13 protein-coding genes are annotated in these 12,497 nt (G+C 24.3%); 2 read left to right on the top strand and 11 right to left on the bottom strand.

Translation table 11 applies throughout. The features are described 5' to 3' along the window. Positions 1–6: 6 nt before the first annotated feature. Complete coding sequence (locus QMD25_00210; GenBank protein MDI6860426.1) at positions 7–1,095, top strand: sensor domain-containing diguanylate cyclase; 1,089 nt, start codon at positions 7–9, stop codon at positions 1,093–1,095. Here QMD25_00210 and QMD25_00205 read toward each other — a convergent pair. The 11 genes from QMD25_00205 to QMD25_00155 all read right to left on the bottom strand — a co-directional run bounded on the left by QMD25_00205 (position 1,092) and on the right by QMD25_00155 (position 10,902). Further along, positions 1,092–2,006, bottom strand: a complete 915-nt coding sequence (locus tag QMD25_00205) for a DUF4097 family beta strand repeat-containing protein (GenBank protein MDI6860425.1) — start codon at positions 2,004–2,006, stop codon at positions 1,092–1,094. The two genes, QMD25_00210 and QMD25_00205, sit on opposite strands and share 4 nt — an antisense overlap. Further along, positions 1,999–2,397, bottom strand: a complete 399-nt coding sequence (locus tag QMD25_00200; protein MDI6860424.1) for a DUF2089 domain-containing protein — start codon at positions 2,395–2,397, stop codon at positions 1,999–2,001. The genes QMD25_00205 and QMD25_00200 overlap by 8 nt, the downstream gene beginning before the upstream one ends. A gap of 12 nt (positions 2,398–2,409) precedes the next feature. After that, entirely contained in the window at positions 2,410–2,562 is a 153-nt protein-coding gene (locus QMD25_00195; protein MDI6860423.1) for a hypothetical protein, read from the bottom strand. Positions 2,563–2,689: 127 nt separating this feature from the next. Next, positions 2,690–3,418 (bottom strand): DNA/RNA nuclease SfsA, encoded by a 729-nt coding sequence (sfsA, locus tag QMD25_00190; protein MDI6860422.1) that lies wholly within the window; start codon positions 3,416–3,418, stop codon positions 2,690–2,692. Then, positions 3,393–3,971 carry a nitroreductase family protein gene (locus QMD25_00185; protein ID MDI6860421.1) on the bottom strand — a complete coding sequence of 193 codons (579 nt, stop codon included), beginning with the start codon at positions 3,969–3,971 and terminating at the stop codon, positions 3,393–3,395. The genes sfsA and QMD25_00185 overlap by 26 nt, the downstream gene beginning before the upstream one ends. Positions 3,972–4,018: 47 nt before the next feature. Further along, on the bottom strand, positions 4,019–4,597 hold the full coding sequence (locus QMD25_00180) for a hypothetical protein (GenBank protein ID MDI6860420.1): 579 nt from the start codon (positions 4,595–4,597) through the stop codon (positions 4,019–4,021). 13 nt (positions 4,598–4,610) lie between these two features. Continuing rightward, a complete protein-coding gene (locus QMD25_00175; protein MDI6860419.1) occupies positions 4,611–5,102 on the bottom strand; it encodes an NTPase in 492 nt (163 codons plus the stop codon). Further along, entirely contained in the window at positions 5,080–5,748 is a 669-nt protein-coding gene (locus tag QMD25_00170; protein ID MDI6860418.1) for an endonuclease V, read from the bottom strand. Before QMD25_00170 ends, QMD25_00175 begins: the two co-directional genes overlap by 23 nt. Beyond that, on the bottom strand, positions 5,726–6,763 hold the full coding sequence (locus tag QMD25_00165; GenBank protein ID MDI6860417.1) for a lysylphosphatidylglycerol synthase transmembrane domain-containing protein: 1,038 nt from the start codon (positions 6,761–6,763) through the stop codon (positions 5,726–5,728). The genes QMD25_00170 and QMD25_00165 overlap by 23 nt, the downstream gene beginning before the upstream one ends. Beyond that, positions 6,760–10,248, bottom strand: coding sequence for a reverse gyrase (rgy, locus tag QMD25_00160; protein ID MDI6860416.1), 3,489 nt, complete (start codon positions 10,246–10,248; stop codon positions 6,760–6,762). The genes QMD25_00165 and rgy overlap by 4 nt, the downstream gene beginning before the upstream one ends. Positions 10,249–10,257: 9 nt before the next feature. Next, positions 10,258–10,902: a bacterio-opsin activator gene (locus QMD25_00155; GenBank protein ID MDI6860415.1), complete on the bottom strand. Its 645-nt coding sequence runs from the start codon at positions 10,900–10,902 to the stop codon at positions 10,258–10,260. 82 nt (positions 10,903–10,984) lie between these two features. On the opposite strand from QMD25_00155, the gene QMD25_00150 reads away from it, so the two are divergent. Then, positions 10,985–12,070 (top strand): MBL fold metallo-hydrolase, encoded by a 1,086-nt coding sequence (locus QMD25_00150; GenBank protein MDI6860414.1) that lies wholly within the window; start codon positions 10,985–10,987, stop codon positions 12,068–12,070. Positions 12,071–12,497 lie beyond the last annotated feature (427 nt).

Genomic DNA, 12,497 nt, shown 5'->3' with positions numbered 1-12,497 from the left:
GTGGGTATGTATTTAATAATTTTCTCTCTTTTTGCTAGTAAAATTATATTAAATTTAAATAGAGAAAAAAGAATAGAAGATTTAATTAGAGAAGGGGCTCTTTTATTAACTTCTTATTTAGGAGATAGAGAGAGTTTTTTAAAAAATATTTTAAAAATTGCAAGAGAACTTGTTGATGCAGATTCAGCATCTATAATTGAAATTAGAAATGGAGAATATAAATTTGTTGCATGGGAGAATATTAAAGATGATGTAATTTATAAAATAGAAAATGAATTTAAAGTAAAAAAACCTAAAAATCTTGAAGAGATAAAAGAAACAAAACGCCTTCTGAAACTTGATGATGTTTATAAAGTGCCTTATTGGATAAAATTGACAGACTTAAGATCTTACATAGGTGTACCTATAATTTTTAAGGGAGAGGTTGTTGCTATTTTAAATGTTGATTCAAAAAAAGTGGGAAAATTTAAAGACAAAGATTTAAGATACCTTAAAACATTCTCAAAAATAATTTCAACAATTTATGAAAAAGATGAGACGATAAAAGATATTAGAGCACTGAATTTAAAATTGGAAGATTTATCATGCACAGATCCTTTAACTAATCTTCTTAACAGAAGAAAATTTAAAGAAGTTGTACTTTATAATATTGAAACATTTTTGAGAAGAAATGAAAACTTTCAAATTATTATGATTGATATTGATAATTTTAAATCTATTAATGATAATTATGGGCATCTTGAAGGAGACAATTTTTTAATTAATTTTGGTAATTTATTAAAAAGAAATGTAAGAAAAATTGATTTTGTTTTTAGATATGGTGGAGATGAATTTCTTATTCTTCTTCCAAATACTCCTCCCCCAACACCAGAAATAGTAATGGAAAGAATAAATAGAGAATTTAGAAAAATATTTTCAAATTCAATAAAAAATTTAAATGTTGGAATTTCTTATGGGTCAATTAACTTTTTAGAATATTACACTAATTTGTCCACAAAAGCAAAAGAATTAAGTTCAGAATTAATTTATGAAGATCTTTTAAAAGAACTTGATACATCCCTTTATTATTCAAAAAAATTAAAGAGGATAACTTAAACAACTTCAATTTTATAATTCCCGCTTAAAGTTTTAATGTTTAATATCTTGTCCTTTAATCCAAAACCAATTTCACCTTTTGTTATTTTTGTTTTCTCTCCTTCATAAACAATTTCTCCCTCGCCAGTTTTTGTGTCGATTATTATATCTATGTCTTTTGTTGGTGTAATTAAATTAATATCTCCTGAGATTGTTTTTATTTCAATCGATTCTTTTAGTGAAATATTTAAAAGTGAGATGTCGCCACTGAAAGTTGAAAAATACCCTTTTTCTAAATCTCCTTCTTTTATTTCTATATCACCAGAATAACTCTTAATAAATCCGCTTTTATTAATTTTTTTTGCATTTATATCTCCAGATTTTGTATTTAATTTAAAATTACCTTTAATTTCTTCTACATCAATATCGCCACTAATTGAGTATAAATCGATTTCACCATCAATATTCTTAACTTCAATATCACCGCTAACACTTTTAACTTTTAAAGATCCACTTATGTTTTCAATATTTATATCTCCAGATATAGTGCTTACAAATAAATCTACATCAGTTGGTACAAAAATTTTTAAACTTTCACCTAAAGACTCCTCTTTTGTTAAAAATCCAAGAATATTTATATTGATACTTAGACTTTTAATTTTGGATCTTATATAAAGAGCATCTTCTTTCTCCTCAATATTAAAACCCTCTTTTCCATAATCAAAAACAACTCCATTTATATCATCTCTTCCAATAATTTTTATATCTTCAGATATTGATTCAAGAAAAATTTTTTTAAACCTTTTCTCTATTTTCTCTTCCTTTAATCTTTTATTAACCTCATCAATCAATCTTTTCATAATAGATTCACTTATCTTTCCCTGATTAAATAGTTCTTGAATTTTTTTAATAAGTTCATCTCTTTCACTCATTCTCTTCCTCCTCAATCAATTTTAAGGCTTCTTCTCCTGTTAAATCTCCACTTTCAATTTTTTTTAATATATCTTCAATTTTTTCAATTTTTCCTTTTTCCCTTTCTTCTTTTTCCTTCTTCTCCTCTTCACTTAAACCCAACGATTTTATTACTTCTTCAAGACGACTTTTTGCAGTTGGATAAGAAATATTTAATCTTTCCTGAACCTCTTTTAAATTTCCTCTTGAAATTAAAAATACAAGAAGAAAATTTTCTTCTTGAGGCGAAAGTAAAAGAAACCTATTAAGAGGAAACTCACCTCTTACAATTGTTTTACACTTTTCACAAGCGAGTTCTGTTATTATTAAATTTGCTCCACATGATGGGCACTTTGATGGTAATTTTTTCATAGTCTCCTCCTATTATTTAAAACTATTAAAAGGTGATAATATTAATCTTTTGCCTGTCTCAATTATAACATTATTTAACTTTTTTTCATTAAAATTAAAAACTTTTTTAATTTCTTTTTCCTTTCTTTTTAAAAAATTTTCTGCGTTGATTGTTAAAACTTTCATGAAATACCTCCTTTTTAAAATATTAAACCTTCTTTTAATAATATTAACATATTATTTAATTTTGTCAAGAGGTATATAAAAAATTTTATTTAAAAATTAGTATTTAATTAATAAAATTAAAAAGAAGTTAAATAATTTTTAATGGTATAATTTGACTCAAGTATAAATGTTTATCATTAATGTTATATTCAATTCTAAATGAATAAACACTTAATCCCCTTTTTATACAATTTATAAAATTTTCATAAAAATTTTTATCAATTTCTTTGTTTGGTGAGAAATATTCTGCTTGTTTTGTAAATATAAGAAAAATTAATATAGAATTTTTATGTTTTTCTAATAAATTACACAATTCTTTAAGATGTCTTGAACCTCTTTTAGTTGGAGCATCAGGAAAAAGAGCAACCTTTTCATTTTCAAGAGTGCATCCTTTAACTTCTATGAAATACTCTTTACCCTCTTCATTAATAACCAAAAAATCAATTTTACTTTCGTTTATTCTAACTTCTTTTTTTATCAATTTTAACTTTTTAATCTCATTAATATATCCTAATGAAATTAATTTTTCTGCAATGCTATTATGGTATTTTGAATTAATCAAAATAAATTCATCTAAATATTTACCAAAAATAATTTCATATTTTGTTTTTCTTTTTGGATTAAAATTTTTTTGAAATAATATCTCATTTCCTTTGAAAAGAATTTTTTCTAATCTACCTGGGTCATGTATATGTGCTTCAAAAATTTTTTTATTAAATTCGATTAATCCAAGAAATTTGTTTTTTCTTTCTATAAAATAACCTTTTCCATCAAATGGTAAATAAATTAGTCTATTTGCTTTTGAAAAATTTTCCAATTATATTAAGAAAAATATTTTTAAAGTTTAATTTAGGTTTAAAATTCTCTTTAGAGTAGTAATTATATTTAACAAGTTGAGAAAGTTCAATTCTTTCTTTTGCTTTTATTTCTCCTTCTGGATATCCAAATGTTATTAAACCAACAATATAGAAATCTTTTGGTAAATTAAGGATCTGTTTTAATTTATTCTCTCTAAATGCTCCTATAAAACAACTTCCAATTCCTAAAGAGTGAGCCTCAAGCATCATATTTTCTGCACACATTCCACAATCAAGATCAACCCATCTATGTTTTCTTTCAGTATAAATAACTATTATTAAAGGCGCTGATGCAACAAAATTGTTTATAGTTAATATTTTTGCAACTTCACCTATCTTTTTTATTTGATTTTCATCATAAATTACAATAAATCTCCATGGTTGATTATTACTTGCTGATGGAGCCCACCTTCCTGCTTCTAAGATTTTTAAAATCTCATCTTCTTTTATTTTTTCCTTTTTATAATGTCTTATACTTCTCCTTGTTTTAATAATTTCAAGAATATCTCCCATTTATATATAACCTCCTTTAAATTTTAAAAGTTTTAATCTATTTAAATTTAATTTTTATAAGTTTCAAAAATTTCATTTAAAAACTTCTTTACCTCATCATAATTTTCTTTTTTACAATATATTGCTATTAGCGTTCTCCATTTATTTTTTAATAGAATCACTTTATCTCTATCTCTTGGTTCTATTTTTATGACATTTTTATAATTTATAAAAACTTTTTCAGAAGATTTTGCAATTAGTCCTGAACCCGTAGGTATTGGTTTACCAGAAAGAGCACCAGCAATTATAGCTAAACTAGTTAGTTTTTTTCCTCTTTTATCTATCATTTCATAAAGGACGCCTTTATTGTTAATAGTAAATCTTAGAGTCATTTTGTTTCCAAATATAATTAACATAACAAGAATTGATAAAACAAATAGCCCTAAACAGACAAGAAAAAATATTAATATTAACATTTTTATAGATTCAGATTCACCCTGATAAAGAAAAATTATAGACATAAGTGTTGAAACTATAATAAAGGTTATGAAAAAAGCAAAAAATATTTGTTTCATAAATATCCTGTTATTTAAAAGTGGTATATCAATTTCCCACTTTAACTCACCCTCTTTACTCTCTTTATTCATTTTTAATCTCCTTTTAAATTAATTTTAAAATCTCTTTTTTTATTGAATCTCTATTTTCTCTTGTTAATATAAAAATTTTCCCATAATTTTTAAAAATATCAACAAAATCTCTATGAAGAACTGAAATTATATTTTTCTCACTTTTCATAAGATTAAAAACTTTTTCTTTAAAAAAATTTGAATAAAACTCCATTTTCCCTATTTCATCGATTATTAAATATTTAAAGGGAATCTTTAATGATTCATTTAAAACTTTTTCTAAATTTTCAATGTGAAGAAAATAATTTCCAAATTTAATTTCACTTGAGATCAATTTTGATGCAAATAGATACTCTTTTTTAGAGACAAGATCTACAATTTTAAAACCAATTCTTTTTCCATCTTTTCTTTCCTCTTTTGTTATAAATCCAGATATTTTTATTCCTTTGCTTTTTAAAATCTCCCCTATTTCTTCAATTAAAGTTGTTTTTCCAACTCCACTTTCACCTGTTATGAATATTTTCAAAAATCCTCCTTTTTAACTCTTTTGAATATAAATGAACCTCTCTTAGTGGCTCTGGAATTCTTGTTTTTATCTCAAGATTTTTTATTATAAAAAGAATATCTTCTATATCAATTAAATTTCCAATTGAAACAAAAATTGGTTTTGTATTTTCTCTTGTTCTTAATGCAAAACCAAGAACACTACCTTCTTTATCTTTTATAAAACTTAAATCCCATCTTTTGTTTCCTAATGAATTATATTCTCCATAAAGAAGATTTTTTGCAATTCCAATTGAAGGTTTATTTAGTTTTAAACCTAAATATGTTGCAACTCCAATTTTTCTCGGATGAGCAATTCCTTGACCATCAACCACAATTAAATCAAATTTTTCATTTTTTAACCCCTTTATATAAAATTCACCCTCTCTTAAAGAGAGATATGTTGGTATATATGGAAATTTAACCTTATTCAATAAATATTTTTTCTTTAGTGTAATTTTGTTAATAAAATCATAAAACAAAAAGCAAGAGATAATTTTATCATTAAAATATGATGAATCAAGAAAAACAATAATATTAGGAACTTTTTCGAGTTTTTTTATTTGAAAACTCCTTTTGAGTCTCTCCTCTTCTTTTAAAAATTTTTTAATAACTTCTTCCCTCTTCATAAATTTTTTTAATTTCAAGGAACTCCTTTATTTCTTTAAAAGTTAAAACTCCACCAATTATTATATATATGTAATATGTAAAAAATTTAAAAAGAATTACAAGTGGTAAAATTTTTGGTAATTCAACTTGAGTTAAAAATAATGTAGAATAAATTGCTTCTGTTATACCACTTCCTCCAGGTGTTATACTCCAACCAGCAAAGAAGTGATAGATAAATTGTAAAAGAAACGGATTATAAAAATTAACATGAACTCCTAAAGATCTGATTAAAAAATATGAAAGTGAATTTAAAAAGATAAAAGACGAAATTGTTAATAGAAATATTGGAATAATTTTTAAATTTAAATTTTTTACTCTTCTCATTCCATCAACAAATCTTGAAAAATTATCATCAATTAATTTCTCTATTTTTTCTCTTTTTTCTTGAACTATTTTTTTAAATAGATTTAATATTTTATGTGCTATTTGTCTAAAAACCTCTGGCTTTATTGTTATAAGAAAAATAACAAAACTTAATAGAAAAATAAATATTATGAGAAATAGAATCAATCTCTCACCAAATTTAAAACTTATTGTTAAATTTTTAATAAAAAATATAAGAACAATAGAAATTATAAGATAAATAAACATGTTAAAAAGATAAAGAAATGTTAAAATACTTATTATATTTCCAACTTCAAAATTTCTCTTTTTTGATATAAGATAAACTTTTGCTATAAAACCACCAATTCCCATTGGTGTTATTGTTGAAAAGAAATATGAGAGAAGATAAGTGTAAAGCAAATAGAGAGAAGATAATTTTATATTAAAAAATTTTAGTAAAATTTTTAATCTTAAAACTTCAAAAATCCATATTGATATGAGTAAGAGAAACGCATATAAAATATATTTATAATTTAATTTAACATTGAAAATTTCTCTTCCTTCTTTTAAAAAAGATATTAGAAATAATAGAATGATTACAGTTAAACTTAATAAGAGAGCAAAAGTTAAATTTCTTTTAAAATTTCTCATAAGAGATTTTCTCTTTTCAAATTTTCATAAAGTTTGTTCAGTTCAATCTTATAATCACTCTCTCTACTCTCTATTTTATCCATCACTTCTTCAAGTTCTTTTGTATAACTTTCTCTAACAAAAGAGTAAATGTCTTTTCTTTTCTTTATTAAATTTATAACCTCTATTCCAAGTTGTGTTGGAAAAAGAAAACCACCTTTTTCATAAATATATCCTCTTTTAAGAAGTTTGTCTATTGTTATTGCATAAGTTGAAGGTCTTCCAATTCCCTTTTCTTTCATTTCTTGAATAAGAGTTGCAAATGTATATGGAGGAGAAACTGGTTTATAATAGTAACTTTTATTTCTAAATTTAAATTCACCCTCATAAATTTTATCAAGTTTTATTGGCAAAATTAAATTATAACCATTTTGTACAATTTGTGCTAACTTTTTCTCTTTTTTTCCTAAGTCTGGCATCTCTTTTGAATCACAAATTGGAATATATCTTATATTTATCTTTTTTACTTTAACCTCTCTCATTTGAGAAGCAATAAATTGTTTAAAAATAAGATCATAAAGTTTAATATGTTCATCAGTTACTCCTTGGATATTGGAGTATATTATATAAGATTTTAACTCCTCTGAATCGACGCTTCTAGTTGGTCTTATACATTCATGTGCGTGAAGTTCTTTTTCAAATGTCCTTACCTTTATAAATTCCTCCCCAAAATTTTCTTTAATATACTCAATTGCTACTTTTACTCCAGCATCAGAAACTCTTATTGAGTCAGTTCTGTGATAGGTTATTAATCCTAACTCAAAAAGATCTTGAGCAAGTTCCATTGTTTTTTGTGGAGAAAATTTAAGTTTACTTGATGAGTTTGATAAAAGAGTATCTGTTGTAAAAGGTTTTATATAGTTTTCCTCAATCTCTTCACTCTCTTTTACTACCTTTATTCCCTTAACATTTACAAAAAACCATTGACCAAAATTTTTATCTTCAAATTCAAAATCTATTTTTTCTTCATCTATTTCTAAACTAACAACAAATAGTTTTCTATTCCTTTCAAAATATCTATTTACAATCCACTCTAAAACAGGTGTTTGAACTCTTCCAGCAGAAAGATTCAATGAGTTTAATTTTCTTTGAATATATTGTGATACTGTAAAACCTATCCAGCGATCTGAAATTCTTCTTAGAAGTTGAGATTTTACAAGGTCATAATTTATATCTCTCATATTTTTGATTGAATTTATAAATGCCTTTTTTGTGACTTCATGAAATTCAATTCTTTTTATGTTTTGATTTATTGGATTTATAGTTAAAAATATATCAAAACTTATTTTTTCACCTTCTGTATCAGGATCAGTTGCAAGGTAGATCTCCTTCACTTCAATTCCAAGGTTTCTAATTGATTCAATTATTTTAAATCTATTTTCATCTATTGGTTCAAATATTGGTATAAACTCTCCATTTTTCTTTAAAACTCCAAAAATGCCTTCTTCTTTATTAAGATCAAAAATATGACCTTTTGTTGCAATAATTATTAAGAATTTATTCTCTATTGAAATTTCATAAACATCAATATCTCCAACTTTTCTTCTAAGAGGTTTTCCAAAGAAATTTGCAATTGTTCTTGCTTTATTTGGTGATTCAACAACAACAAGAGAAGTTGTAAAATCAATTTTTTCTTCTATCTTTTCACCCTTCTTTATTCTTTTTACTTTGTCTCTATCTTTATCAATCTCTCTTAAAATTTCATCTATATTAACTTTATCTATTTCTTTAAATTCAAAATCTTCTAACATCCAATTTAATTTTCTTTTTAGTGATTCAAAAAGACGAATGTTATCAACAATTATGTATGATAAACCCTTAGTAAGGCCTCCTGGATAAAGTCTTGAAACTCTTCCTGAGGCTTGTACATATCCAATTATATCTGGAATAAAAATTGTTAAAACATCATTTTCTTTTTTGATTTCAATATCTTTTAATTCTTCAAATCTTTTTAAATTTTCCTCTTTTGAAAAGATTTCTTTTATCTCTTCAACTATTTTTTCGATTTTAGAAATTTTTATTTTGGAAATATCTTTTTCTTCTATAAATAGAAATGATTCAAGAAACTTCATGTTTTTATATAATTTATTACTTTCTTCATCTGTTATAATTTTCTTTTTAGTTAATATTGGAAGAAGAGAAAGTAAGAAATAGTATATACCTTTAAAATTTTCGAATTTCAAATAAATTTTTATTTTTGGAACACCAAGAAAAAGTGCATATCTAACTACTTCTGGAAGATCAAGACCTCTTGCAAGTGGATTTTTAAAACTTGAAAATCCAACTACAACTTTTACTCTTCCTCTTTTGAAAGCATTCAATTTTTTATCTAAATCTTCATATGATATTGCCTTAACTCCATTTTTATTTAAAAAATCAATGTAAGTCTCTAAATCCTCTTTTGTTTTATCACCTGATAGAAAAACAAGACCTCCATTTCCAAGTTTTTTTATTCTCTCTAAACTTAATGAATATAAATCTTTTTCAACCAAATTTTCATATATTTCTTCTATATTTCTTAAACTTATTTGAGTTCTACCAATTTCAAAATCAAATAGTTCTCTAAATAGTAAAATTCTAGTTGATTTTGGATTTGATGTTGCTGAAGAGACAATTAAAACTCCTTTTCTTTTATTTTTAATTTTCTCAATTTCTTCCTTCAATTCATTATATTTATTAATAAAATTTTCGTTCTCTTTTGATTCATTATTAAGTAAATTTTTCTTTAAATTTATAAATTGATAAACTTTTTCCAAATCGCTCTTTTCAAAACCAAAAAGATAGATAATTTTATCAATATTTTTGGCTTTCTTTAAAATAGAATCAACATCATCAATAAAAATTAATTTAAACTCACCCTTAGGGAAGATTTCAAAATTTTTATATAAAAAGTTTGTTGTTGTAATTAATATATTAAAATCGCCACTTTTAATTCTTTTTTTAGCCTGATCCTGAAGTTTTTTAGTTTTAAAATATTTTGAAGAATAAGCAAGAATTTTTCCTTCATTAACTCCAAAACTCAAAAGTTTCTCTTTTGCTTGATTTACAAGAAGATTTGTTGGAAAAATAAGATACACTTTCCCCAACTCTTTTTCCACAATATATTTTGATAAGATAAGCCCAAAAGTTGTTTTTCCAATGCCTGTCGGGGCAATTAATGCAAAAGAGGTATCCATGAAAAATCTTATTGCCCAAGTTTCTTGAAGAGACCAGGGTTCAAAATTTATAGAGGAGATAAAAATCTTTTTAAAATCATTTAAATTTTGTTTTAATTCACATATACTCTTTATTTTTCCTTCTAAAATAAATTCGCACAAATTTTCCTTAGAGACTTCTTCTTTTAAACAATTATCACATGGAAGACCCATTAAAAGTCTTTCTGAAGATATATTATTTCCACAATTAGGACACAATCCTTTATAAATTGTTTGAATTTTTTCTTCCATTTTAAACTATTATCCCATCTTCTCCTTTATTTCATGTAATAATTCACTTGGATTTTTTATCGGATATTTTAAATTAGAAAGGAAATCCTTTATTTCTTTTCCATTAGGTAATTTAATTTCGCCAATTTTATCAACTAAATCATCTTGAGATTTTATTGGATATTTTAAACCCTTTGTATTTTTTAAAACAAGATAAGCCCAAGGTATATCAAATTCATAAATTGCATCTTGAGAAATTTTTCTTGAAAATTCAATTAAAATTTGCGATTCTTCACCTTCTTTAACAAGTTTATACGCAAGTTTCGCAATGCTTCCAGCAACATGAAATTTTAAATCTTTACCCTTCTCTTTTTGCTCTTCAAGAAACTCTTCAAGTTCTTGAGGTGGGATATCCAACTTTGCCCTTAAAATGTTTCTTACACTATTTTTTGTAAGTCCTACATGTTTTGCAATTTCATCTTCTGTTTTAAGATACTCCTCTTTTAAAACAATAGCAAATGATGCACGAGCCAAAGATGGAAGCCAAGTTAAAGTTCTATATAGTGCAAGTTTATTTAATCCACCAAGAAGATCAATACACTTAAAAAATACTCTTCCTGCCAAAATTTCAATGTCATCTTTCTCTATCTCTGGCCCTTTTACCTCTATAACCATTTTAAAACCTCCTATAAATTTATTATAATATTTTTAGTATTTAAAAATTTTTTTAAAATTATTACAATTTTGGAGGTTTTTTATGGATTATATTGTTCAAGAAATTGGAAAAGAATTTTTCTTAATTAGGTCTCCTGAAAAGGAACTACATAGAAATATATATTTAAAAAGATTTATAAGTAGCGATAGAAAAGAGAGGGTCAATATGATTTTTGATCCAGGAACTCCACTTGATTATGAACAACTTTTTAAAATTCTCAAAGATTTAATAGGAGGAGTTCAAAATATAAATTTAATTTTTATTAGCCATCAAGATCCTGATATCACATCAAATTTAAAAACATTTCTTTCAGCAAATCCAAATGCTTTAATTTTAGGATCAATTGATACATTTAGATTAGTTTCAATGTATGGAATTTCTGAAAGAAATTTTAAAGGAGTTGAAACTCTTAAAAGAGATGTTGTAAAAATTTCAAGAACAGGACATATGATTCAATTTGTTCCAGCCTACTTTTGCCACTTTAGAGGAGCAATGATGGTTTATGATTTTGAAAGTAGAGTTTTGTTTAGTGGAGATTTTTTAGCAGGAGTTAACACAAAAAAGAAAGAAGGAGTTTATGCAACAGAAGAATCTTTTGAGGGTATTTCCATATTTCATCAAATTTATATGCCTTCCAAAAAGGCTCTTTTACTTACAATTGATAGAATTGGTCTTCTAAATCCACTTCCAGAAGTTATTGCACCTCAACATGGAGATGTAATTAAAGGAGACTTAATTTATGATTTCCTTACAAAATTAACAAATCTTGAAGTTGGACTTGATCTTTTAAGTTGGACACAAAGTGAAAAAGATAATTTAATTGATACAATAAATAATTTCTTAAATTCATTAAAAGAAGTAGATAGTGAAATTTATGATAAATTGATCTTAAAACTTAAAAGAGTTGGAGAATTTACTCAAGTTTTTACATTTATAGGAGATATTGTTGAAGATATAAAATTAACTCCACAAGATGCAATAGATTATATAGTTAGAAATTTACACGAAATAGAAAATGGAGCACCATATATTTCTTTACTTGTAAACAGTTTAACAAATAGTGGATTAATTGATAAATTACCAAAATTAAAGATAGAAAGAGAAGAAAAAGAATTACCTATTGAGTAAATAGAGAAGGTTTTAAATTAAAGTTAATTTTATCTTATCTACCAAAGAATTTTAAGTATAAATTATATTTCAAGAGCATATTAATAAAAATATACTCAAAATATTAATCAGTTATTATATTTTATATTTTAAAAATTTATCTATTTTAAATTTCTAAGATTTAATATTAGAAATTTATCTTTGAAAAAACATGTGAAATGATAAAAGGGTTGCAGAATAAAAAATATAAAATAAAAGAAGATTAAGATAAAATAAGAATTCGAAAATAAAACTTATTTGGGTCAATTTTGAAAAATGATTATATTTGTAAACAATAATTATTTAATAAAACATTGATAAAATTTGAGAAAATGAATATTTTGTTAATCAAAGTTTATATTTGCAAGTACTGAATCAATAATTTTAAAAAGTTAAGTTTTAAAAAATA

It is taken from the genome of Caldisericia bacterium (assembly GCA_030018355.1).
GTDB lineage: Bacteria > Caldisericota > Caldisericia > B22-G15 > B22-G15 > JAAYUH01.
The sequence above is the reverse complement of the archived record's forward strand: the minus strand, read 5'-3'. Positions and strand labels throughout refer to the sequence as shown.

Coding starts and splice junctions, on each gene's coding strand:
- QMD25_00180 (MDI6860420.1), bottom strand. CDS start 4,597: ATGAATAAAGAGAGTAAAGAGGGTGAGTTAAAGTGGGAAATTGATATA.
- QMD25_00150 (MDI6860414.1), top strand. CDS start 10,985: ATGGATTATATTGTTCAAGAAATTGGAAAAGAATTTTTCTTAATTAGG.
- QMD25_00185 (MDI6860421.1), bottom strand. CDS start 3,971: ATGGGAGATATTCTTGAAATTATTAAAACAAGGAGAAGTATAAGACAT.
- QMD25_00155 (MDI6860415.1), bottom strand. CDS start 10,902: ATGGTTATAGAGGTAAAAGGGCCAGAGATAGAGAAAGATGACATTGAA.
- rgy (MDI6860416.1), bottom strand. CDS start 10,248: ATGGAAGAAAAAATTCAAACAATTTATAAAGGATTGTGTCCTAATTGT.
- QMD25_00205 (MDI6860425.1), bottom strand. CDS start 2,006: ATGAGTGAAAGAGATGAACTTATTAAAAAAATTCAAGAACTATTTAAT.
- QMD25_00170 (MDI6860418.1), bottom strand. CDS start 5,748: ATGAAGAGGGAAGAAGTTATTAAAAAATTTTTAAAAGAAGAGGAGAGA.
- QMD25_00165 (MDI6860417.1), bottom strand. CDS start 6,763: ATGAGAAATTTTAAAAGAAATTTAACTTTTGCTCTCTTATTAAGTTTA.
- QMD25_00210 (MDI6860426.1), top strand. CDS start 7: ATGTATTTAATAATTTTCTCTCTTTTTGCTAGTAAAATTATATTAAAT.
- QMD25_00195 (MDI6860423.1), bottom strand. CDS start 2,562: ATGAAAGTTTTAACAATCAACGCAGAAAATTTTTTAAAAAGAAAGGAA.
- QMD25_00200 (MDI6860424.1), bottom strand. CDS start 2,397: ATGAAAAAATTACCATCAAAGTGCCCATCATGTGGAGCAAATTTAATA.